Origin of the sequence: Streptomyces sp. NPDC049879 (genome assembly GCF_044461265.1) — a bacterium.
Lineage (GTDB): Bacteria > Actinomycetota > Actinomycetes > Streptomycetales > Streptomycetaceae > Streptomyces.
In genome coordinates, this window is record NZ_JBITKT010000002.1 from 51291 (window position 1) to 74089 (window position 22799).

Annotated in this window: 18 protein-coding genes and 2 tRNA genes; 9 read left to right on the forward strand and 11 right to left on the reverse strand. The window is 74.1% G+C overall.

Annotated features, from left to right (window positions below):
- Nucleotides 1-55 precede the first annotated feature (55 nt).
- Genes purL through purS form a run of 3 tightly spaced genes read right to left on the reverse strand, consistent with a single transcriptional unit; the run spans nucleotide 56 to nucleotide 3248 of the window.
- On the reverse strand, nucleotides 56-2305 hold the full coding sequence (purL, locus tag ACIBPC_RS07105) for a phosphoribosylformylglycinamidine synthase subunit PurL (protein WP_362957539.1): 2250 nt from the start codon (nucleotides 2303-2305) through the stop codon (nucleotides 56-58).
- Nucleotides 2305-2979, reverse strand: a complete 675-nt coding sequence (purQ, locus tag ACIBPC_RS07110; protein WP_362957536.1) for a phosphoribosylformylglycinamidine synthase subunit PurQ — start codon at nucleotides 2977-2979, stop codon at nucleotides 2305-2307. Before purQ ends, purL begins: the two co-directional genes overlap by 1 nt.
- A complete protein-coding gene (gene purS, locus ACIBPC_RS07115) occupies nucleotides 2976-3248 on the reverse strand; it encodes a phosphoribosylformylglycinamidine synthase subunit PurS (RefSeq protein WP_398841843.1) in 273 nt (90 codons plus the stop codon). The genes purQ and purS overlap by 4 nt, the downstream gene beginning before the upstream one ends.
- 349 nt (nucleotides 3249-3597) lie before the next feature.
- Here purS and ACIBPC_RS07120 point away from each other — a divergent pair, with 349 nt between their 5' ends.
- The 3 genes from ACIBPC_RS07120 to ACIBPC_RS07130 all read left to right on the forward strand — a co-directional run bounded on the left by ACIBPC_RS07120 (nucleotide 3598) and on the right by ACIBPC_RS07130 (nucleotide 4237).
- On the forward strand, nucleotides 3598-3927 hold the full coding sequence (locus tag ACIBPC_RS07120; protein ID WP_362957530.1) for an Lsr2 family protein: 330 nt from the start codon (nucleotides 3598-3600) through the stop codon (nucleotides 3925-3927).
- A 120-nt stretch (nucleotides 3928-4047) separates the two neighbouring features.
- Nucleotides 4048-4122, forward strand: a tRNA-Gly gene (locus tag ACIBPC_RS07125).
- 42 nt (nucleotides 4123-4164) lie between these two features.
- A tRNA-Gly gene (locus ACIBPC_RS07130) sits at nucleotides 4165-4237 on the forward strand.
- 113 nt (nucleotides 4238-4350) lie between these two features.
- Here the strand turns inward: ACIBPC_RS07130 and ACIBPC_RS07135 are convergent.
- From ACIBPC_RS07135 to ACIBPC_RS07160, 6 genes are all read right to left on the reverse strand, one after another.
- Nucleotides 4351-5262, reverse strand: coding sequence for a phosphoribosylaminoimidazolesuccinocarboxamide synthase (locus tag ACIBPC_RS07135; protein ID WP_398841845.1), 912 nt, complete (start codon nucleotides 5260-5262; stop codon nucleotides 4351-4353).
- Between the two features lie 99 nt (nucleotides 5263-5361).
- Nucleotides 5362-6801 (reverse strand): N,N-dimethylformamidase beta subunit family domain-containing protein, encoded by a 1440-nt coding sequence (locus ACIBPC_RS07140; protein WP_362957524.1) that lies wholly within the window; start codon nucleotides 6799-6801, stop codon nucleotides 5362-5364.
- Nucleotides 6802-7022: 221 nt separating this feature from the next.
- Complete coding sequence (locus ACIBPC_RS07145) at nucleotides 7023-8603, reverse strand: hypothetical protein (RefSeq protein ID WP_398841848.1); 1581 nt, start codon at nucleotides 8601-8603, stop codon at nucleotides 7023-7025.
- A gap of 253 nt (nucleotides 8604-8856) precedes the next feature.
- The gene (gene purD / locus ACIBPC_RS07150; protein WP_362957519.1) at nucleotides 8857-10107 is read right to left on the reverse strand and encodes a phosphoribosylamine--glycine ligase; all 1251 of its coding nucleotides are present in this window, start codon (nucleotides 10105-10107) and stop codon (nucleotides 8857-8859) included.
- 196 nt (nucleotides 10108-10303) lie between these two features.
- Nucleotides 10304-10954: a hypothetical protein gene (locus tag ACIBPC_RS07155; protein ID WP_362957516.1), complete on the reverse strand. Its 651-nt coding sequence runs from the start codon at nucleotides 10952-10954 to the stop codon at nucleotides 10304-10306.
- A gap of 82 nt (nucleotides 10955-11036) precedes the next feature.
- Nucleotides 11037-11705, reverse strand: coding sequence for a GntR family transcriptional regulator (locus ACIBPC_RS07160; protein ID WP_398841850.1), 669 nt, complete (start codon nucleotides 11703-11705; stop codon nucleotides 11037-11039).
- 225 nt (nucleotides 11706-11930) lie between these two features.
- Between ACIBPC_RS07160 and ACIBPC_RS07165 the strand changes: the two genes are divergently transcribed.
- Complete coding sequence (locus tag ACIBPC_RS07165; protein WP_398841851.1) at nucleotides 11931-13892, forward strand: protein kinase; 1962 nt, start codon at nucleotides 11931-11933, stop codon at nucleotides 13890-13892.
- 181 nt (nucleotides 13893-14073) lie between these two features.
- Complete coding sequence (locus ACIBPC_RS07170) at nucleotides 14074-16296, forward strand: serine/threonine-protein kinase (protein ID WP_398841853.1); 2223 nt, start codon at nucleotides 14074-14076, stop codon at nucleotides 16294-16296.
- Between the two features lie 93 nt (nucleotides 16297-16389).
- Here ACIBPC_RS07170 and ACIBPC_RS07175 read toward each other — a convergent pair whose 3' ends face one another.
- Nucleotides 16390-17676 (reverse strand): adenylosuccinate synthase, encoded by a 1287-nt coding sequence (locus tag ACIBPC_RS07175; protein WP_362957504.1) that lies wholly within the window; start codon nucleotides 17674-17676, stop codon nucleotides 16390-16392.
- Nucleotides 17677-17808: 132 nt separating this feature from the next.
- Here ACIBPC_RS07175 and ACIBPC_RS07180 point away from each other — a divergent pair, with 132 nt between their 5' ends.
- On the forward strand, nucleotides 17809-18576 hold the full coding sequence (locus tag ACIBPC_RS07180) for a diacylglycerol kinase (protein ID WP_398841855.1): 768 nt from the start codon (nucleotides 17809-17811) through the stop codon (nucleotides 18574-18576).
- A 21-nt stretch (nucleotides 18577-18597) separates the two neighbouring features.
- Here the strand turns inward: ACIBPC_RS07180 and ACIBPC_RS07185 are convergent, their stop codons facing one another.
- Complete coding sequence (locus tag ACIBPC_RS07185) at nucleotides 18598-19125, reverse strand: GbsR/MarR family transcriptional regulator (RefSeq protein WP_398841857.1); 528 nt, start codon at nucleotides 19123-19125, stop codon at nucleotides 18598-18600.
- 88 nt (nucleotides 19126-19213) lie between these two features.
- Here ACIBPC_RS07185 and ACIBPC_RS07190 point away from each other — a divergent pair, with 88 nt between their 5' ends.
- From ACIBPC_RS07190 to ACIBPC_RS07200, 3 genes are all read left to right on the forward strand, one after another.
- Complete coding sequence (locus ACIBPC_RS07190) at nucleotides 19214-20134, forward strand: ABC transporter ATP-binding protein (RefSeq protein WP_362957498.1); 921 nt, start codon at nucleotides 19214-19216, stop codon at nucleotides 20132-20134.
- Complete coding sequence (locus tag ACIBPC_RS07195; protein ID WP_398841859.1) at nucleotides 20131-21801, forward strand: ABC transporter permease; 1671 nt, start codon at nucleotides 20131-20133, stop codon at nucleotides 21799-21801. The genes ACIBPC_RS07190 and ACIBPC_RS07195 overlap by 4 nt, the downstream gene beginning before the upstream one ends.
- A gap of 170 nt (nucleotides 21802-21971) precedes the next feature.
- Nucleotides 21972-22532, forward strand: a complete 561-nt coding sequence (locus ACIBPC_RS07200; protein ID WP_398841861.1) for an LPXTG cell wall anchor domain-containing protein — start codon at nucleotides 21972-21974, stop codon at nucleotides 22530-22532.
- Nucleotides 22533-22799: the final 267 nt, after the last annotated feature.

Below are 22799 nucleotides of genomic sequence, written 5' to 3' on the forward strand. Positions count from 1 at the left end.
GGAAAGGGGGCCGCCCGCCGGATCGGCGGGCGGCCCCCTCGGGGTCGTGCGCGGCTCAGGCGAACAGCTCGGGGAGCGTCCGCTCGTGCGCCTCGCGCAGCTCGTCCAGCGTGAGCGTGAACGCGCCCTGCACCTCGATCGCGTCCCCGTCGACCACGCCCACCCGCGCCGCGGGCAGCCCGCGCGCGGCGCACATGTCCGTGAAGCGGACCTCCTCGCTGCGCGGCACGGCCACGACCGCGCGGCCCTGGGACTCGGAGAAGAGGAACGTGAACGCGTCGAGCCCGTCCGGCACCACCAGGCGCGCGCCCTGCCCGCCCTTCAGGCACGACTCCACGACCGCCTGCACCAGGCCGCCGTCGGAGAGGTCGTGCGCCGCGTCGACCATGCCGTCGCGCGACGCCGAGACGAGGATCTCGCCCAGCAGCCGCTCGCGCTCCAGGTCCACCTTCGGCGGCAGCCCGCCCAGGTGCCCGTGCACGACCTGCGACCAGGCAGAGCCGCCGAACTCGTCGGCCGTGTCGCCCAGCAGGTAGAGCAGCTGGCCCGCCTCGCGGAACGCCATCGGGGTGCGCCGCGCCACGTCGTCGATGACGCCCAGGACGCCGACCACCGGCGTGGGGTGGATGGCGGCCTCGCCGGTCTGGTTGTAGAGCGAGACGTTGCCGCCGGTCACCGGGGTGCCGAGGGTGAGGCAGGCGTCGGCGAGGCCGCGCGTGGCCTCGGCGAACTGCCACATGACGGACGGGTCCTCGGGCGAGCCGAAGTTCAGGCAGTCGGTGACGGCCAGCGGCGTGGCGCCGGTCGCGGCGACGTTCCGGTACGCCTCGGCCAGCGCGAGCTGCGCGCCCGCGTACGGGTCGAGCTTGGCGTACCGCCCGTTGCCGTCCGTGGCGATGGCGACGCCGAGGCCGCTCTCCTCGTCCACGCGGATCATGCCGCTGTCCTCGGGCTGGGCGAGGACGGTGTTGCCGAGGACGTACCGGTCGTACTGCGCGGTGATCCACGACTTGGCCGCCTGGTTCGGCGACGAGACGAGCGCCAGGACCTGCGCGCGCAGCTCGTCCGCGCCGGCGGGGCGCGCCAGGGCGGCGGGGTCGTCGGCGCGCAGCCCGTCCAGCCACGCGGGGCGGGCCTGCGGCCGGTCGTACACCGGGCCCTCGTGCGCGACGGTGCGCGGCGGGACGTCCACGATCTGCTCGCCGTGCCAGAAGATCTCCAGGCGGTCGCCGTCCGTGACCTCGCCGATGACGGTCGCGATCACGTCCCACTTGGCGCAGATCTCCAGGAACCGGTCGACGTTCCCCGGCTCGACGACCGCGCACATCCGCTCCTGCGACTCGCTCATCAGGATCTCCTCGGGGGAGAGCGACGAGTCGCGCAGCGGCACGGTGTCCAGCTCGACGCGCATGCCGCCCGAGCCGTTGGACGCCAGCTCGGAGGTGGCGCAGGACAGACCGGCCGCGCCGAGGTCCTGGATGCCGGTGACCAGGCCCTCGGCGAAGACCTCCAGGGTGCACTCGATGAGCAGCTTCTCCTGGAACGGGTCGCCGACCTGGACGGCGGGGCGCTTGGACGGCTTGGTGGAGTCGAACGACTCGGAGGCCAGGATGGAGGCGCCGCCGATGCCGTCGCCGCCGGTGCGGGCGCCGTAGAGGATGACCTTGTTGCCCGCGCCCGCGGCCTTGGCGAGGTGGATGTCCTCGTGCTTCATGACGCCGACGCACAGGGCGTTGACCAGCGGGTTGCCCTGGTAGCAGTCGTCGAAGACGACCTCGCCGCCGATGTTCGGCAGGCCGAGGCAGTTGCCGTAGCCGCCGATGCCGGCGACGACGCCCGGCAGGACGCGGCGGGTGTCGGGGTGGTCGGCGGCGCCGAAGCGCAGCGGGTCCATCACGGCGACCGGGCGGGCGCCCATGGCGATGATGTCGCGGACGATGCCGCCGATGCCCGTCGCGGCGCCCTGGTAGGGCTCGACGTACGACGGGTGGTTGTGCGACTCGATCTTGAACGTGACGGCGATGCCGCGGCCGACGTCCACGACGCCCGCCTGCTCGCCGATGCCGACGAGGAGCGCGTCGCTGTGCGGTGCCTTCTCGCCGAACTGCCGCAGGTGCACCTTGCTCGACTTGTACGAGCAGTGCTCGGACCACATGACCGAGTACATGGCCAGCTCGGCGCCGGTCGGGCGGCGGCCCAGGATCTCGCGGACCCGGTCGTACTCCTCGCGCTTCAGGCCCAGTTCGGCCCAGGGCTGCGGGGAGTCCGGGGTGTCGGCGGCGTGCTTGACGGTGTCCAGGGACATCAGGCGACCAGCTTCCTGAGAGCCGAGGTGAAGAAGCCGAGGCCGTCCGTGGTGGGGCCGGTCAGGGCCTCCACGGCGTGCTCGGGGTGGGGCATGAGGCCGACGACGTTGCCCGCCTCGTTGGTGATCCCGGCGATGTCGCGGCGGGAGCCGTTCGGATTGCCGCCGAGGTAGCGGAAGACGACGCGGCCCTCGGCCTCCAGCTCGTCCAGCGTCCGCTCGTCGGCGATGTAGCCGCCCTCGCCGTTCTTCAGCGGGACGGTGATCTCCTGCCCCGCCGTGTAGTCGGCGGTCCAGGCCGTCGCCGCGTTCTCCACGCGCAGGCGCTGGTCGCGGCAGATGAAGTGGAGGTGGTCGTTGCGCGTCAGGGCACCGGGCAGCAGGTGGGACTCGCACAGGATCTGGAAGCCGTTGCAGATCCCGAGGACCGGCAGGCCCGCGCGGGCCTGCTCGATGATCGTTTCCATGACCGGCGAGAAACGGGCGATGGCGCCGCAGCGGAGATAGTCGCCGTAACTGAATCCGCCCGGGAGGATCACGGCATCGACCTGACGCAGATCTTTATCGCCGTGCCACAGGGCGACCGGCTCGCCGCCCGCCAGCTTTACCGCGCGCTGCGCGTCCCGGTCGTCGAGGGAACCGGGAAATGTGACGACTCCTACACGAGTGGTCACCGTGCCGCCCCGGCTTCCTCGATACGCGCTTCCACGCGGACGGTGAAGTCCTCGATCACGGTGTTGGCGAGAAAGGTGCGGGCCATCTCGCGGATCCGTTCCAGAGTCGCCTCGTCCACCGGCTCGGCGACTTCGAGCTCGAATCGCTTCCCCTGGCGGACGTCGGTGATCCCCTCGAACCCCAGCCGCGGCAGGGCGCGCTGGACGGCCTGTCCCTGCGGGTCGAGGATCTCCGGCTTGAGCATGACGTCGACTACGACGCGAGCCACTGGTACTCCCGGTGGTGTGGTGCGGTGCTGTGTCGGTGCGTGTGCGTGAACGCACGGCAAGCCTACCGGGCGCGGGAATCTACGCGAGTAGCGGGAAGGGCGGCGGTCACGTTAAGGTATCGAGGACACAAACCCCTCCTGTAAACGGGAAAGAAAAAGTAGGGTTCCCGGTACGGCGTACATGCGACGGAAATTCCCCCTTCGCATTACCGAGCCGAGCACGGTACAAATAAAAGAACCCCGACTCGCGATCAAGGGGAGCTCCAGCATCGCATCACGTGATTCCGCGGTGACCCTCCCGGCACCATCGATGTCACGGCTGCGATCCTCCCGGAAGGACCGATATCCCGTGGCACAGCGTGTAGTGGTGACTCTCGCCGACGACATCGACGGCGGCGAGGCGGCGGAGACGGTCGCCTTCGGACTCGACGGGAAGACGTACGAGATCGACCTCAGCGAGCACAACGCGGAGAAGCTCAGGTCGGTGCTGGCGCCGTTCGTCGAGGCGGGCCGCAAGCGGTCGCGCTCCGGGCGCGCGTTCACCCACACCTCGGTGGCCCCCGACCCCCGGGCGGTGCGGGCCTGGGCCGAGTCGAACGGTTTCGGGGTGCCGGCGCGCGGGCGCATCCCCAAGCGGGTCTACGACGCGTTCAACGAGGCGCACGCCACCGTCGCTTGAGGCGCGCGCCGGGGCGCCCGCCGGCCGCGCCCGCCTCGATTTGCCATCCACCCCGGGTGATCGGCTAGAGTCTGGAGCACGCCGAAGGGCAAGGACCGGAAGGTCCGAACCCCGGGTCGCGCGGGTGTAGTTCAGTAGTAGAACACCCCCTTTCCAAGGGGGAGGCGCAGTGTGCAATTCCTGTCACCCGCTCCAGCCGCTGGACCGATCTGAGGGATCGGGTACAGTGGTGGCACTGCGGACGTGGCTCAGTTGGTAGAGCATCACCTTGCCAAGGTGAGGGTCGCGAGTTCGAATCTCGTCGTCCGCTCGGTTCGAAGGGACTGTCTCCTCCAGGAGACGGTCCCTTTGTCGTTTCCATGTGGTCTTCGCCGGGGAAAGGCGCGGGGCCGGGGCGCGCGGCCCCGGCCCGTTCCCGTTCCGTCAGTCCCAGGGCATGCCGGTCAGCAGGCGGAACGCCTCGGCGTACGTGGCGCGCGTCGCCTCGACCACCTCGGGGGGCAGCACGGGCGGCGGGGTGCTGCCGGACGGGTCCCAGCCCGACTCGTTCCGCAGCCAGTCGCGGAGGAACTGCTTGTCGTAGGACCGCTGCGCGCGGCCCGGCTGCCACTCGTCCTTGCGCCAGAAGCGCGACGAGTCGGGCGTCAGCACCTCGTCGGCCAGGACGAGCGGCGCGTCGTCCCCGGCGCCCGGCGGGCGGCCGAACTCGAACTTCGTGTCCGCCAGGATGATGCCCCGGTCGCGGGCGATGTCGCGCGCGCGGCTGTAGACGGCCAGCGTCGCCTGGCGCAGCCGGACCGCCGTCTCGGCGCCGACCAGGCGGGCGACCTCCTCGTACGACACGTTCTCGTCGTGGTCGCCGACGGCCGCCTTGGTGGCCGGGGTGAAGATCGGCGCGGGCAGTTCCGAGCCGTCGGTGAGCCCCGGCGGGAGCGCGAGGCCGCAGACGGTGCGGTCGCGCGCGTACTCCGCGAGGCCCGAGCCGGTGAGGTAGCCGCGGGCGACGGCCTCGACGGGGATCATGTCGAGGTTGCGGCAGACGGTGGTGCGGCCCTCCCAGTCGGCCGGGGCGCCGGGCGGCAGCTCCGTGGAGACGACATGGCTCTCGACGAGGTCGGAGAGCTGGTCGAACCACCACAGCGACAGGCGCGTCAGGATGCGGCCCTTGTCCGGGATCTCCGTGGGCAGCACCCAGTCGTACGTGGAGACGCGGTCGCTGGCGACCATGACGAGATGGCCGGCCTCGTCGCGGTACAGGTCGCGGACCTTCCCGGTGTGCAGGTGCACAAGACCCGGGACCTGCACGGGTTCCGGCTGCTCGACGAATCCAGGCACGGTGCCTCCTGGCGGCTCGGCGGTTGGGGCGGACCCCATTCTCCCGCAGGTGGCGGGGCGGCCCCGCCACCTGCGGGGGAACGGGCCGCCCCGGCGCGGTCAGTCCCGTTTGCAGACCCGGTCGAGGAGGTTGGCCGTCGCGCGCTGGATGCGGGCGTCGGTGTGCCCGGGGCGCCCCAGCGCGGGGGACCAGGCGAAGGTGCCGGAGGCGAACACCCAGGCGCCGCTGGGCGCGCGGTAGAGGGACGTCTCCTGGTGGCGGCGGACGCCGGAGTCGTCCTGGTAGGGCGAGTGGGCCAGGAGGACGCGTTCGTCGTGCTCGGGCAGCGGCGTGCGGGGGTAGTAGCGGTCGGCCTCGCCCGCGACGAGTCCTGGCAGCTCCTCGGCCTCGGTGACGCCGGTGCCCTGCCACAGCCAGTGGCCGGTGTTGCGCGCGATCAGCGGCTGGGGGCGGGGGACGCGGCCGGTGTACTGGATGCCCATCAGAGTCTGCTCCGGCGCGCCCTGGTCGCGCCACAGGACGGCGCGGCCGGGGCCCTGGCGTTTGCGGCAGGTGAGCAGCCGGTCGGGGTCCCCGGCGGGGAGCGGGCCGAGGGTGACCTGCCAGTACATGGTGTTGGCCGACAGGAAGACGAGGGAGGTGCCCTCGTCGCGGGCGCGTTCGGCGGCGCGGCGCATCGGCACGGACCAGTACTCGTCGTGGCCCGGGAAGACCATGCCCCGGTAGCGGGCGGGGTCCACGCGGCCCGCGTGCAGGTCGCGGGCGGTGGCGTACGCGAGGTCGTACCCCTCGCGTTCCGCCCAGCGGATGACGTCGTAGACGTGCCCGGCGTGCAGGGGCAGCCCGGCCCCGGCGTAGGGGCGGTCGAAGCAGACGGCGGTGGACGCCTCGGACTCCCCCAGCAGCCTGCCGCCCGCGTCCCAGGCGTGGTAGAGGCTGGCGCCGTGGCGGCCGTCCTCGGGGAAGAGGTTGTACGCCTGCCAGGTCACGTCCGGGAGCACCAGCAGGAGATCGGCGGGGCGGTCGTCCCTGACGGTGAACGGCACATGGGACCGGAAACGGCCGTCCGCCGTCGTGAGTACGGCAACATACGCGCCCGGCTGCCAGTCGGCCGGTACCTGCGTGCGCCACGACAGCCACCAGTGGTGGCAGGACACGGCGCGGCCCGCGACCATCGGGGGCGGCTGGCGGATGCCCATCAGCTTGGGGCTGCGCAGGAGGAGGCGGGCACCGGCGCCGTCGAAGTGGCCGATGCGGTAGACGTCGATGGTGAACTCCTGCGGCGGGTTGACCGTCACGCGGAAGTCGAGGGGTTCGCCGGGCGCGACCGCGCCGTCCGAGACGAAGCCCTTGATCTGGCAGTTCACGTCGTCCGCCGTGTCGGGTCCCGCGGGCTGCCCGGGGACGGCGTGCGCGCTGGGGCGGTAGTGCCCGTTGCCCCTGAGCCAGGGCAGCGGCCCCTGGCCGTACGGATCGGAGACCGCGTGTCCGAGCGCGCCCGACTCCCACCGCCGGATGCGTTCCGTGGCTTCTCTCAAGCTCCCCTCCCTGCACCTCCGCGTGGTCAGTGCCGTGGGTCAGCACATCACATCCGGCAAGCGCCCGGTCACCGTTCGTTCGCGTGGTTGACCGGAGTCGGTTGCCTGATAGTGGCGCCCAGCGTGAAGTGTGTCGAGCCCTCCCGAGACGGAAATCGGCCAGAAAAACGGGGGAATTCCGCTCGGTGTCCGGGGCTGTGTGTCCGGCGCTGTGTCCGGGGTCAGACGAGGCGGACGGGCTTGTCGGGGCGTACGCCCGCGGTGGCCAGCCAGTCGCGCAGGGGGCCGGGGTCGCCGTCCTCCAGGAGGCGCTGCACGGGGTCGGTGAGGTCGGGGCCGCGGCGGCTCCCCTGGCCCTGGCCCGTGGTGAGCAGGACGGGGCCGTCGAGCCAGTCGAGTCCCGGGGTGGCGCCCGTGGTGTCGGCGGCGGCGCAGCAGACGGCGGCCGTGACGTGCTCGGCGAGCAGTTCGCGGTCGGCGCGGGGCGGTTGCCAGGGCAGGGGGGCGGCGGGCGCGGCGGCGCCCGGCGGGGTGTGCGGGCCGGTGTGGGCGGCCTCGGCGCGGGCGGCGTCGGCGCTGAGCCGGGCGGCGAGCGCGTCGGTGCCGTCGAGGGCGGCGGCGTCGGCGAGGCGCTGGAGCGCGCAGGCGAGGGTGGGGGTCTCGGCCGCGTCGAGGGCGAGGAAGAGGCGGGCGGCGCGGTCGCGCCAGATGCGGTCCACGACCTCGTCGGGGTAGCCGGCCCAGTCCACGGGGGTCCAGCCGCCGGACGCGGCGCGGGCGGGCGCCGGTCCCGTGGCGGGCGCCGGGTCGGGTATGCCGTGGAAGAGGCGGGCGGCCAGCAGCGACACGGCCTCGTCCATCGCGCCGGGCTCCTCCAGCAGGTCGCAGGCGGGGCGGTCGTCGAGGCGGGCGGCCCAGCCGTCGGCCAGGCGGTCGCGGCGTGACAGCTCGGTGAGGGCGGCGACGACCCCGGCGTCCAGCCGCCGCGGCCAGCGGCCGATGCGCCAGGCGGGCAGCGCGACGCGGGTGAGCAGCCGGTCCCAGCCCGCGTAGGCGAGGCCCACCTGCTCCTGGGCGGTCTGCCTGAGGGCCTGGTCCACGTCCTGGGCGCGGGCGGCGGCGGCCTGGGCGACGCCGCGTTCCATCTCGGCGGCGTGGGTGCCGGACAGGCGCAGCAGGCCGCGGGCGACGGAGGCCGCGTAGGCGCGCGCCGGGTGGCGGAGGGCGGGGGCGGTGTGGGCCGCGGCGGCGTCCCAGGCGCGGACGCAGCGGCGTGCGGCGGCGATGTCGGGGTGCGCGGCCGGGCCGGTGCCCGCGACGACGGGGGCGAGCAGCGCGTGCAGCTCGGCGACGCGCAGCCACCACAGGAACGGCGAGCCGATGACCAGGACGGGTGCGGTCGGGGGGCCGCCGCGCGGGGGCTCCTCCAGCCAGCTGTCGCAGTCCGGGGTGAGGGCGATGCCGCCGGGGACCGGGACGTCGAGCCGGGCGGCCAGCTCGCGTATCAGCCGGTGGAGGGCGGGGGCGGCGCGTTCCGGCACGTCCACGGTGGGGGTGACGGCGGGGCGGGCGCGGGCGATGAGCGCGCCGGTCAGCGCGCCGAGCGCGGCCGTCGCGGCGGCCAGGGCCACGACGGCGGCGCGGACGGCGGGCGCGCCGGTGCCCGTGGCGAAGAGGACGACGGCGACGGCGGCGGGGATGAGGGCGACGGCGAGGGCGCCGTTCCGCACGCGGAGCACGGCCAGCGCGTGCTCCCGCGCGGAGCGGCCCGCCCGCGGCGTACGCGTCCGACGCTCCACCATGCCCTGCCCTCCGCCTTCCCGACCCGCCCCGAACCTGTGTCCCACTGTCGCACCGGCCACCGACATCGCAACGCGCGGTGATCCGATCGCCGCGGCGCGCGGTGGCCGGCGGCCGGGGAAAAGGTGAATAACGCTGCGCCGCACCCTAGTTGGGCACAGTGAACACGTCAGCCGGTCAGCGGAACGTCACTCGATGGTGGGGCTTTGGGGAAGGCCAGGTGTGCGGTTGACAGGGCTCCGGGGCCCGGCGGGGTCAGCCGGCGGCGCGCGCGGCGATGTCCGTGCGGTGGTGCGAGCCCGCCAGGCGTACGCGGCCGACCGCGCGGTAGGCCCGGTCCCTGGCCTGGGCGAGGTCGGCGCCGGTGGCGGTGACGGACAGGACGCGGCCGCCCGCGCTGACCACCCGGCCGGTGTCGTCCAGGCGGGTGCCGGCGTGCAGGACGTACGCGTGGGGCGCGTCCTCGGCGGCGACGGCGTCGAGTCCCTCGATCGGGTCACCGGCGCGCGGCGCGTCGGGGTAGCCCTCGGCGGCGACGACGACCGTGACGGCGGCGCCGTCGCTCCAGCGCAGCGGCGGGAGGTCGGCGAGCGTGCCGGTGGCGGCGGCGAGCAGGACGCCCGCCAGGGGGGTGCGCAGCCGGGCGAGGACGACCTGCGTCTCGGGGTCGCCGAAGCGCGCGTTGAACTCCACGACCCGCACGCCCCGCGAGGTCAGCGCCAGGCCCGCGTAGAGCAGCCCGGAGAACGGGGTGCCGCGGCGGCGCATCTCGTCCACGGTGGGCTGGAGGACCGTGTCCATGACCTCGTCGACGAGCTTGGGGTCGGCCCAGGGCAGCGGCGAGTAGGCGCCCATGCCGCCGGTGTTGGGGCCCTCGTCGCCGTCGTGGGCGCGCTTGAAGTCCTGCGCGGGCTGGAGGGGGACGACCGTCTCCCCGTCCGTGACGGCGAACAGCGAGACCTCGGGGCCGTCCAGGTACTCCTCGACCACGACGCGGTCGCAGCCCCTGGCGTGCGCGCGGGCCACGGCGATGTCGCCCGTCACCACGACGCCCTTGCCCGCCGCGAGGCCGTCGTCCTTCACCACGTAGGGCGGGCCGAAGGCGGTGAGGGCGGCGTCGGACTCGGCGGCGGTGGTGCACACGTAACTGCGGGCGGTCGGGACGCCGGCGGCGGCCATGACCTCCTTGGCGAACGCCTTGCTGCCCTCCAGGTACGCGGCCTGGGCGGACGGCCCGAAGACCGGGATGCCCGCGGCGCGCACCGCGTCCGCGACGCCCGCGACCAGCGGGGCCTCGGGGCCGACGACGACGAGTCCGGCGCCGAGGCGGCGGGCGAGGGCGGCGACGGCGTTGCCGTCGAGGGCGTCCACCGGGTGGGTGGTCGCGACGGCGGCGATCCCCGCGTTGCCGGGGGCGCAGTGGAGTTCGCCGACGGCCGGGTCGGCGGAGAGGGCGTGGCAGAGGGCGTGCTCGCGGGCGCCGCCGCCGATGACGAGGATGTTCACAGGGGGCAGCCTAACGGCGGCGCGGCCGACGCCACTCTTTCGGGTGAACCGTCGGCGGGGCGGCGCGCTGACGGGCGCGACGGTGTGCGTGCGGTGGCCTGAAGGGGTCGGCGGGGTGGCGGGCGGGGGCGGCCCGGCGGCCGTCCGGGGGGCGAAGTCAGGCCATCCGGCGCGGTGGTGGCCGGGGTGGGGCCGGTCAGCTGAAGACGATCATCGAGCCCTGGGCCAGGCTGCGCGTCGCCGCCGCGTGCAGGCCGAGCCAGACGTGGCGCTCCCGCGCGTACGGGCCGTCGGCGGCCGTCGGTCCGGCGGCGGGCTCGTCGAGGGTGGTGGGTCCCGCGGGCGGCGCGGGGGCGGGCGGGGGGTTGAGGGGGTCGATGTCGAGCAGCGGGGCGACCGTCTCCAGTTCGCGCAGCAGGCCGTGGCTCGATCCGAGCGGGCCGCCGCCGGAGAGCAGCGAGTCGTTCACCAGCGGGTGCGGGAAGTCGACGGGGACGTAGGCGCCCGCGTGGTCGAAGTGCCAGACGAGGTGCGACTGCTGGGCCGCGCTCTCGAACATCTCCAGCAACTGCTGGTAGTCGCCGTCGAGTTCCTTCACCGGGGTGACGGGCAGGCCGCTGAGGTGCAGGAGGTAGGCGCGGCGCAGGAGGTGGAGCGCGGCGTAGTCGAAGCCCGCGACGGGCGCGACCGTTCCCGACATGCCGGGGACGTAGCCGTACACCGGGACCGGCGGGGCGCCCGCCTCGGTGAGGGCGCGGTCGTACTCGGCGAGTTCCTCGGCGAAGGGGTTGTCGGGGCTGTGGCACAGCACGTCGACGAGGGGCACCAGCCACAGGTCACAGGCCATGTAACGGCTCGCTCTCGGTCGCGGAGGCGCGGGCACGAACGGGTGCGCGCGGTTACCGCCAGCGTAGGGCCTGGCGCCGCGCTCAGGGCCCCGGGTGCGCGGCGAGACGGGTGGCCAGCGCGAGGATGTGCGCCCGGTGGGCGGCGAGGAGGCGTTCGGTGTCGGCGCGGTCGCCGCGCTCGACGGCGTCGGCGAGTTCGAGGTGCCCGGCCCACAGGTGCGCGGTCAGCTCGGGCCTGCGGCGCAGGAAGAAGACGGTGAACGCCCAGCAGCGCACCCGCAGCCGGTCGAGGAACTCGCCGATGTGCGGATTGCCGGTGAGCGCGTCGAGTTCGCGCCAGTAGCGGAGGTCGTAGCCGATGAGGACGTCCAGGTCGCCCGCCGTGGCGGCCTGGCGGGCGGCGGCGGCGCGGCGGCGCACGGAGGTGAACGCGTCGTGGTGGGCGCGGTCGGGGTCGAGCACGCCGTCGGTGGCGAGGAGGCCGTCGCTGACGATGCCGAGCGCCTCGACCATGTGCCGGAAGTCGTCGAGCGTGAACCGCCGTATGCGGAAGCCGCGGTGCTGCTCCACGTCGAGCAGGCCCTGCGCGGACAGGTCGACCAGCGCCTCGCGGACGGGCGTCGCGGAGACGCCGTAGTGCTCGGCTATCTCGCGGACGGTGAACTCGCCCTCGGGACCGAGCCGTCCGGCCAGGATCTCTTCCCGCAGGGCGTCGGCGAGTTGCTCCCGCAAGGTGCTCCGTCGAATCACGGCAGCCCAGAGTACAGGGCAGGTAAAATATTGACCGTATACAGTCAATATCGGCGATATCGGCGCGGCCCCGGCGGGCCGGGCCGGCACGGCGCCCGCCCGTGCGCCCCCTCCCGTGCGCCCGCGCACTGCCGGATTCCCGAGACACCGGCAGGAGCGCTGTCGGCACCCGCACCTATCCTCGGGAGGGTAAGCGCGCACTCAGCAACCGGGGGACAGCACCAGATGGACCGGCTCACGCCGCGTGACCCGCGCAGCATAGGACCGTACCGACTGCTCGCCCGGCTGGGCGCGGGCGGCATGGGGCAGGTGTACCTGGCCCGTTCCGAGCGCGGCCGCACCGTGGCGGTGAAAACGATCGTCCCGTCACTGGTGCAGGAGCCGGACTTCCGGGCCAGGTTCGAACGCGAGATCAGCGCGGCGCGCCGGGTGGGCGGCCGGTGGACGGCGCCGGTCCTCGACGCGGACACCGAGGCGGATCTGCCCTGGGTCGCCACCGGGTACATCGCGGGCCCGTCGCTGCACGACGTCGTCGCCCGCGACTTCGGGCCGCTGCCGGTGCGCAGCACGCTCCTGCTGGCCAACGGGCTGGTCCACGCGCTGCGCGACATCCACGGCGCGGGCCTCGTCCACCGCGACCTCAAGCCGTCCAACGTCCTGATGACCATCGACGGGCCGCGCGTCATCGACTTCGGCATCGCCCGCGCCCTCGACGTCGCGTCCGCCGGGCTGACGAGGACGGGCGTGACGGTCGGCTCACCCGCGTTCATGTCCCCCGAGCAGGTGCGGGGCCGGCGGCTGACCCCCGCGAGCGACATCTTCTGCCTCGGCGCGCTGGTCGCGTACGCGGCGACCGGCGGCACGCCGTTCGGCGACCCGCAGTCGGGCGTGCACATCCTGATGTTCCGCATAGCGGAGGAGGAGCCCCGGCTCACCGACCTGCCCGACGCGCTGCTCGACGTCGTCGCGCGCTGCCTGGCCAAGGACCCGGCGGAGCGGCCGTCGCTGGACGAACTGGCGGGCATGACCACGGTCGAGCCGTCGCGCGACCCCTGGCTCCCCGCGCCGCTGATAGCCCAGCTCGGCCGTCAGGCGGTGGAGTTGCTGGACTCCGAGGCGCCGGCGAGCGTACCGGGACGGCGTGCGGTCGGCTTCGGCGAGCCCGTCACCCCGGCCGCGCCGGTCACCCCGGCGGCGCCGTCGGGCGCGTACACCACGGGCGCCCCGCCGCCGCCCTCGTCGCTGTCCTCGCCGTCGATCCCCTCGCCCTCCGGCCCCTACACCGGAGTCGGCGCGAGCGGCGCGTTCGGCCCGGCGACGGGCGCGTTCGGCCCGACCGGCAGCGCCCCGTACGCCGTGCCGCCGACCGCGCCGCGCCGCAGGGGGAAGCGGATCGCCCTGATCACCGGCGCCGCGGCGGCGGTCGTGGCACTGGTGACCGTGGGCGCCCTGCTGAGCCGCGGTGGGGACGGTGGCGGCGGGGGCGGAGGCGGCGGCGGCAACGGGCTGGACGGCTACGTCGGCGCCTGGCAGGGCGAGGAGGAGAACCCCGACACCGACCCGACGCTGCTGCGCTTCGACCTCATCGCGGACGGCGACGCCCTCTCCGGCGCCGCCAGCATCCTCACGCCCGAGACGCTGTGCACCTACGACCTGGTGATGACGCCGGACAGCGACCCCGTCGAGTTCACCACGGCCGTCGAGTCGAGCGTGCCGGAGGACGCCCCCGGCTGCTCCGCCGACGACCGCCCCCAGACCCTGTTGCTGACCCCCGAGGGCGAGTTGGAGTGGACGTCGGGCGACCGGCACGCGACGCTCGGCCCGGCCGCGGCGGCCACGTCCGGCGCCATGCCGGACGCGCTGGTGGGCTCGTACGGCGGGACGTTCACCGACGACGACGGGGACGGCACCAGCGAGATCACCATCGAGGAGGGCGACATCGGCGAGGTGCTGATGACGTACACCCAGGAGACCGCCGTCCAGCGCTGCACCTGGGAGAACACCCTCGTCTCGGTCGACGGCGGCGTGGCCCTGATGGGCCCCGACGTGCTCACGGGCGACGACAACAGCGAGGACTGCTTCATCAGCACCGCCTTCCGCATGTGGCTGACCCAGGACGGGAAGCTCGCGATCCGCTGGATCAACGAACCGGCGGACGAGGACCCCAACCTCTACTCGCCGACATGAGCACGGCACGCGCAGTGGCGGCACGCCCGCCCCGCGCGGGGGCGAATGTCACGAGTTGACACCGGACCCAAACACACGATCGGATCGGGAACCGGCGGCGGTTGTGCCGTTGTCCTCCCTTGTGTGGAGGGGCCCCCGTATTCTCATGAGGCCTTACCGGAGCGAAGAGGAGTAACACAGCATGAAACCGCTCGGGCCGACAGATCCTCAACGGGTGGGCCAGTACCGGCTCCTGGGGAAATTGGGTGCCGGCGGGATGGGCAGCGTCTACCTCGCGCGCTCGGACCGCGGGCGCACCGTGGCCGTGAAACTCGTCCAGCCGGAGCTGGCGGCGCAGCCGGAGTTCCGCCAGCGCTTCCAGCACGAGGTGGAGGCCGCGCGCCGGGTCGGCGGTGAGTGGACCGCGCCCGTCCTCGGCTGCGACACCGACGCGGAGACGCCGTGGGTCGCCACCGGTTACGTCGCGGGCCCCTCGCTCCACGAGGTCGTCACCACCACGTACGGGCCGCTGCCGGAGCGCACCCTCTTCATCCTGGCCAACGGGCTGGTGCGGGCGCTGCGCGACATCCACGCGGCGGGCCTGATCCACCGCGACCTCAAGCCGTCCAACGTGATGATCACGATCGACGGCCCGCGCGTCATCGACTTCGGCATCGCCCGCGCCCTGGAGGCGAACGGCGAGGGGCTGACCCGTACGGGCTCGGCGGTCGGTTCGCCCGGTTTCATGTCGCCCGAGCAGTGCCGCGGCGAGACGCTGACCGCGGCGAGCGACGTCTTCTGCCTCGGCTCGGTGCTGACCTTCGCGGCGACCGGCCAGACCCCGTTCGGCGACGCCAACAGCGCCATGACCGCGCTGATGCTCCGCATCGTGCAGGGCCAGCAGGACCTGGACGGCGTGCCGGACGCCGTGCGCCCGCTGATCGAGAGCTGCCTCGCGCAGGACCCGGCGGAGCGGCCCTCGCTCGACCAGCTGCTGCAGTTCACGGACATACCCGGGGACGAGGACGAACCCTGGCTGCCCGGCGCCCTCGTGGCGCGGCTCGGGCGGCACGCGGTCGAGCTGCTCGACTCCGAGGACCCGCTCCAGGCGCCGCCGCTCCCGCAGTCCTCGCCGCCGCCCGCGATGCCCGGCACGCCGCCGGTGACGCCGCTGCCGCAGTCGGCGCCGATGCAGCAGTCCACCCCGCCGCCGCCGTTCGCCCCGCCGACGCCGACGCAGCACGCGACGCCGCAGCCGAACGCGACGCCCCCGCCGCCGGTGCCCGGGCAGATGGACGCGATGGCGACCCAGACCTCGGCGGTGCCGCCGCCCGGGTACGGCACGCCGCCCCCGGCCGGGTACGGGACCCCGCCGCCCGCCGGTTACGGCTACCCGCAGCAGCAGCAGCCGCAGGCGTACGGCTACCCGCAGGGGCCCAACCCGACGAACCCGTACGGCGCCACCGCGTACCCGGGCGGTCCCGGCGGCCCCGGCGCGGGGAACAACAACAAGAACCGCAACGTCCTGATCGCCGCCGTCGCGGCCGTCGTCGCCGTGGCGATCATCGTCGGCGCCGTCGTCCTGGCCGGCGGTGGCGGCGACGACCCGGACGACGACCCGACGACCAGGCCGACCGCCGACCCGACGGTGACCGAGGACCCGACCGACGAGCCGACGGACGACCCCACCGACGACCCCGCGCCGCCGAACACGGACGGCTCGGTGCCGTCCGGCATGCTGGGCGCGTGGGAGGGCTCGACGTCGAACGGCCTGCTGGTCCGCGTCGAACTGTCCGCGGGCGGCACCGGCGAGACCGTCGCCACGGCCTACACCCTCCAGGCGGCCTTCGTGGACGAGGAGAACGAGCAGCAGCCCGGCCTGCTGTGCGTGGAGACCGCGACGCTCAGCTCGGCCACGGACTACGAGATCACGCTGGAGGCCGAGGAGACCACGGCCACCTACCCCGACGACATCTCGTGCCGCCCCTACGACGAGCAGACCCTCACGATGTCGGGCGGTTCGCTGGACTGGACCGGGTCGAACGGCACCGAGTACAACTGGTCGACGACGCTGGACATGGCCGACATGAACATCGGCTCCGACGGCATGCCGGTGGCCGTCTACACCAACACCTACGCCAACAGCGAGATCTCCGCGACGCTCGGCAACACGGTGAGCGCCGGTGAGACCGCCATCACCTGGAGCGACAACACCTGTGAGTGGGAGGCCCCGATGGTCTCCGGCGGCATCAGCGGCACCCACCTGGTCGTCGGTCCCGGCGTCTCCACCGACCCGTCGTGCGAGTCGCTGCCGCCCTACGAGGTGGACTGGACGACGGGCGCGGACTCGACCGCCGACGCCGAGGCGATCGAGCTGACCGAGTTCGGCAACCCGTCCAACTCGTTCACGCTGAACCTCAGATGAGCACGGCGCGCGACCGGCGAGGGCCGGGGCCGCGGGGTGGACACACCTCGCGGCCCCGGCCCTCGGGCCTTTCCCCGGCGGGACCGTCCCGGGTCAGGACAGGAACGAGTTGATCTGGATCGTCTCCTCGCGCCCCGGGCCGACGCCGATCGCGGAGATCGGCGCGCCGGACAGCTCCTCCAGGGTGCGGACGTACTGCCGTGCGGTGGCCGGGAGTTCGTCGAAGCTGCGGGCCTTGGAGATGTCCTCGCTCCAGCCGGGCAGGTACTCGTAGACCGGCTTGGCGTGGTGGAAGTCGGTCTGGCTGGCCGGGAGTTCCTCGACGCGGCGGCCGTCGATCTCGTACGCGACGCAGACGGGCACGCGCTCCCAGCCGGTGAGGGTGTCGAGCTTGGTGAGGAAGAAGTCGGTGAGGCCGTTGACCCGCGTCGCGTAGCGGGCGATCACGGCGTCGAACCAGCCGCAGCGCCGGTCGCGGCCGGTCGTCACGCCGTACTCGTGGCCGATCCTGCGCAGCCGCTCGCCGTCCTCGTCGAACAGCTCGGTCGGGAACGGCCCGGCGCCGACGCGCGTCGTGTACGCCTTGAGGATGCCGATGACGCGCGTGATCTTCGTCGGCCCGACGCCGGTGCCCGTGCAGGCGCCGCCCGCCGTCGGGTTGGAGGAGGTGACGAACGGGTACGTGCCGTGGTCCACGTCGAGCAGCGTGCCCTGGCCGCCCTCGAAGAGGACGACCTTGCCCTCGTCGATGGCGTCGTTGAGGACGAGCGCGGTGTCGCGGACGTAGCCCCTGATCTGCTCGGCGTAGCCCAGCAGTTCCTCGACGACCTGCTCGGCGGCGATGGCGCGGCGGTTGTAGAGCTTGGCGAGCAGCTGGTTCTTCTGGTCGAGCGCGGCCTCGACCTTCTGGCGCAGAATCGATTCGTCGAACAAGTCCTGGACGCGGATGCCCTGCCGGTTGATCTTGTCCGCGTACGCCGGGCCGATGCCGCGCCCCGTCGTGCCGATCTTCCGCTTGCCGAGGAAGCGCTCGGAGACCTTGTCGAGCGTCTGGTGGTACGGGGTGATCAGGTGCGCGTTGGCGCTGATCAGCAGGCGTGAGGTGTCCACGCCGCGCTCGTTCAGCCCGGCCAGCTCGGACAGCAGGACGCTCGGGTCGATCACCACGCCGTTGCCGATCACGGGGGTGCAGCCCGGCGAGAGGATGCCGGACGGCAGCAGGTGGAGCGCGTACTTCTGGTCGCCGACGACGACGGTGTGCCCCGCGTTGTTGCCGCCCTGGTAACGCACCACGTAGTCCACCGACCCGCCGAGCAGATCGGTCGCCTTGCCTTTGCCTTCGTCACCCCACTGGGCACCGAGCAGCACAAGTGCGGGCACAGGCGTACACCCCTTCCGAGCGGGGCATCTACGCAAGGGCTGCCCCGGATCGACGAAACCCCTGACGCAATCGCGGCAGGGGCTCTTGCAAAGAGAGCTTACGGGAGACGCAGCCGGGAGGCGAACAGTCAGGTGCTCATCGTCATCGACCCGACAGCCCGGCGGACGGACGGGGAATCGGTGCGGATCGCCAAGGATGTGCTGTGCGCGGGGGCGAGCGTGGTGAAGGTCTGCGTGCTCGACCAGCCGCAGGCCATGAAGCGGGTGCTGGCCAGGCGGGGCAGTCACCGGGTGGTGATCGTGGGGGACGACCGTACGCTGCTGGCGGCGCTCGCGCTGCTGCTGCGGGACGGTGACGGCGCGGGCCCGGGGGTGGGGGGCGGGCCGCTGGCGATGGTGCCGGTGGGGCCCGTGCCGCTGCTCGCGGTGGCCAGGACGCTGGGGGTGCCGACCGATCCGGTCGCGGCGTCGCGCGCGGTGCTGCGCGGGGGTGAACGGCGGGTGGACCTGCTGCTCGACGACGCCGGCGGCGTGGTGCCGGGACCGCTCGGCATCCCGTCGCGGCGGCCCCGGCTGTGGCAGCGCGGCACGCGCCCCGGGCGGCACCGGCTGCGGGTGGAGGCGGACGGGCGGGTGCTCGCGGACCTCGACCGGCCGGTCGCGGGGGTGTCGGTGCGGCCGGCGGACGGCCTGGCCGAGGTGGTGGTGCGGCCGTGCGGCAGCCAGGCGGCGGACGTACGGGTGCGGGTGCGGTCGGTGACGGTGTCGGGGGCCGCGTTCAGCTACCGCGCGGGGGCGGTGGACCTGGGGCCGACCGAGGCGCGGACCTGGACCGTCCGGCCGAAGGCGCTGCGGCTCACGGTCCCTGCACCGGCGGCCGAGGGGGCGCTGTCGGGCTGACGCGCGCCGCCCGTTCGGCCGTCACGCCCCGCCGCGCTCCGCCTGGCGCACGCGCCAGCGCTCCAGCACGCCGCGCAGCTCGTCCACCAGGAACTGCAGGAACTCCGCCGTCTCCGCCAGCCGCTGTCCGGCCGGGCCGTCCTCGCCCGCCGTCCGCGCGCCCTCCTTGAGGGTGCCGACCCAGCGCAGGAGATTGGTGTCCCGGCTGGCGATGGCCTCGTACCAGACGTCGGGGAGCAGCCGGTAGCGCTCGCGGCGCGACCCCGGCTCGCGCTCGCGGCTGACCATGCGGACCTGCGAGAGGTAGCGGACCGCGCCCGAGACGGCGGCCGGGGAGATGCGCAGCCGCTCCGCCAGGTCGGCCGAGCTGAGCGCGCCGTCGCGCGAGACGAGCAGGCACGCGAAGACACGGGACGGCATGCGGGGCATCCCGGCCTCGGTGAGATCCGCCGCGAAGCGCTCCACGAACGCGGCGACGGCCGCCGGGTACGCGTCCTCGCCGGGGTGCGGCCCGGCGTCGCCGGACGGCGTCAGGTGGGGATCGATCACCCGTTCATCCTGCCACCCTCCGAGGCGTCCGGCGCACTTGTCATTTTCTTAACTTCAGAAATCTGTGAAACAAGCCTAGGCTTGATCCATGACAGAGGCACCCCACGCCATCGCCGTCTCCGGCCTGGTGAAGACCTTCGGCCGCACCCGCGCCCTCGACGGGCTCGACCTCACCGTCCGCACGGGCGAGGTCCACGGCTTCCTCGGCCCCAACGGCGCCGGGAAATCCACCACCATCCGCGTCCTCCTCGGCCTGCTGCGCGCCGACACGGGCTCCGTCTCCCTGCTGGGCGGCGACCCGTGGCACGACGCCGTCACGCTGCACCGGCGGCTGGCCTACGTGCCGGGCGACGTCGAGCTGTGGCCGAACCTCACCGGCGGCGAGGCCATCGACCTCCTCGGGCGGCTGCGCGGCGGCCTCGACCCGGCCAGACGCGACCAGCTGGTGGAGCGCTTCGGCCTCGACCCGGGCAAGAAGGGCCGCACCTACTCCAAGGGCAACCGGCAGAAGGTCGCCATCGTCGCCGCCCTGGCCTCCGACGCCGAACTGCTGCTGCTCGACGAGCCGACCGCCGGGCTCGACCCGCTGATGGAGGTCGTCTTCCAGGACGTCATCACCGAGGCGAAGGCGGCGGGCAGGACGGTCCTGCTGTCCAGCCACATCCTGGCCCAGGTCGAGAAGCTGTGCGACCGCGTGAGCATCGTCCGCCTCGGCCGCACCGTGCAGTCCGGCACGCTCCAGGACCTGCGCCACCTCACCCGCACCACCGTCGAGGCCGAGACCGAGCGCCCGGCCGAGGGGCTCGGGGACCTCCCCGGCGTGCACGACGTACGGGCCGAGCACGGCCGCGTGCACTTCACCGTGGACGGGGCGCACCTCGACGGCGCCGTCCGTGCGCTCTCCGCCCTCGGCATCCGCAGCCTCGTCAGCCATCCGCCGACGCTGGAGGAACTCATGCTGCGGCACTACGGCGACGACCTGCGCGAACCCGCCGGGGCCGTCCGATGACCGCCGCCACCACCCCCGCCACCGCGCCACGGCCCGCCGTCGCCGCCCCGCCCCGGCGCGCGGGCGGCGCGCTCGCGGGCACCGGCGTCCTCCTGCGCTTCGCGCTGCGCCGCGACCGCGTGCGGCTGCCCGTGTGGATCGCCGCGCTGTGGGCCGTCAACAGCCTGTCGCTGTCCAGCCTGACCACCGAGTACGCGGACGCCGGGGCACGCGCCGGGCTCGCCGAGACCATGGGCGGCGCGGCCGGACTCGCCATGACCGGGCCAGAGCGCTACCTGGCCGGGGACTACACGTACGGCCCCATGATGGGCCAGCAGATGCTGGGCTACCTCGCGCTCGCCGTGGGCGTGCTGGGCGTGCTGACCGTCGTCCGGCACACCCGTGCCGAGGAGGAGACGGGCCGCGCGGAACTGCTGCGCGCCGCCGCCGTCGGCCGCCACGCGCACCTGACGGCGGCGCTGGCGGTCGCGGTCGGCGCGTCGCTCGCCGTGGGCGCGCTGCTCGCGGCGGGGATGGCCGGGTCGGGCGCCGAGGGCGTCACGGCGGGCGGCTCGCTGCTGTACGGCGCGGCCTGCGCGGCGTCCGGGGTGGTCTTCGCGGGGCTGGCCGCGGTGGGCGCGCAGATCAGCCCGTTCGCGCGCGGCGCGAGCGGGCTCGGGCTGGGCGCGCTCGGCCTGGCGTTCGCGCTGCGGGCGGTGGGCGACGTGGGGGCGGACGCGTTCTCCTGGCTGTCGCCGATCGGCTGGGCGCAGCGGACGTACGTGTACGTCGACGACCGGTGGTGGCCGCTGCTGCCCGCCGTGGCGCTCGCCGTCGCGGCGGCGGCGGGGGCGTACGCGCTGAGCGCCCGCCGCGACGTCGGCGCGGGCCTGCGCCCGCCGCGCCCGGGGCGGCCGGCGGCGTCCGCGGGGCTGCTGCGGCCGGTCGGCTTCGCGCTGCGGCTCCAGCGGGGCGTGCTCGCCGGATTCGGCGCGGGCGCGCTGCTGTTCAGCCTGATGTACGGCTCGGTGCTCGGCAACGCGGACGACCTGCTGGCGGAGAACGAGCGGCTGCGCGAGTCGGTGCTGCGGCTCGGCGGGGACGGCCTGCTGGAGGCGTTCGCGTCCGTCGTGATGAGCGTCCTCGCGATCGTGGCGTCGCTGTACGTCGTGCAGGCCGTGCAGCGGCTGCGCGGCGAGGAGGGCGCGGGCCGGGCGGAACCCGTCCTCGCCACCGGGCTGTCCCGCGCCCGCTGGGCCGGGTCGCACCTGGCGGTCGCGCTGGCGGGCGGCACGCTCGTGATGCTGCTCGCGGGCGCCGGTTTCGGGCTGTCGGGGGCGGCGTCGGCGGACGACTGGTCGCTGTTCGGCGAACTGACGCTGGCCTCGCTGGCGTACGCCCCCGCGCTGTGGGTGACGGCGGGGGCGGCGCTGGTGCTGTACGGCTGGCTGCCGAAGGCGTCGGCGGCGGCCTGGGCCGTACCGGCGTACGCGTTCTTCGTCGTCTACCTGGGCGAGCTGATGAGCCTGCCGGACGTGCTGCGCGACCTGTCGCCGATCGGCCATGTGCCGCAGGTGCCCGCCGCCGAGTGGCGCTGGCTGCCGCTGACGCTGCTGACCGCCGTCGCCGCGTGCCTGATCGCCGCCGGGCTGGCCGGACTGCGGCGCAGGGACGTGGACATGAAGTGACGCGGGGGCGGGCGCCGTGCCCGCGCGCCGGACCGTCCGATGCTCCAGGAGGGCGGTCCGGCACCCGCAGGGACGCACTCCGGATGCGCTCCCGGTCACACGCTGTTCGCATAGGTCACAGGCCGTCACGCCTTCTCGCGTGCGGCAGACGACCCGGAGGAACAGCGTCCATGAAGACGTCCATCAGGAACCCGCGTTCCCGTGGCGCGCGCAGGCTCGCCGCCGCCACCGCCACCGCCCTGCTCGCGCTGGGACCGGCGGCCCCCGCCCTCGCCCACGACGACGACAAGCCGTCCTGGAACACGTCCCCGATCTCGATCTCGCCCAGCTCGGGCGGCCCGAACACCTCGGTCACCGTGCGGGTCACCTGCCAGCCGAGCGGCTCGGCCACCTCCGACGCGTTCCAGCAGAACATCACCCTGCGGCAGACCAGCGGCAACCAGTGGACGGGCACGGGCCGCATCAAGTCCAGCGGCCTCCAGACCGGCCGCAGCTACCCCGTCACCGTGCGCTGCAACGACGGCACGACGCTGACGACCAACTTCACCTTCACCTCGGCCACGCCCAGCGGTGGCGCCGCCGCCGGCTTCGGCGGGTCGAACCAGGGCTCCGGCACCTCGGGCGGCACGCAGGCCACGGCGCTCGCGGTCGGCGGCGCGGTCGCCATCGCGGGCTCGGCGGGCTACGTCTTCCTGGCGCGCCGCCGCCGCTCCACCGGAAACCACTACTGAGGAGCAGCGACGTGCCTGAGTTCCTGCGGCTCTTGCGGAGGCCGCGAGCGCTGCGGGTGCCGCGGAACATGCGGAACGGTGCCCCCGGGGACACCCCGGGGCGCCGGTCCCGCCTGTCACTCGGGCCGCGCAGAGACCCCGAGCCCCTCACCGGGGGGCAGCTCCTCCCGGACGCGGGGAAGCGCCCGCGCCGCCCCCGGCGCCTGACACCGCCCCCGGCTCCGACACCCCTGCCGGGACGGCGGACGGCGACGCCCGCCGCCGACG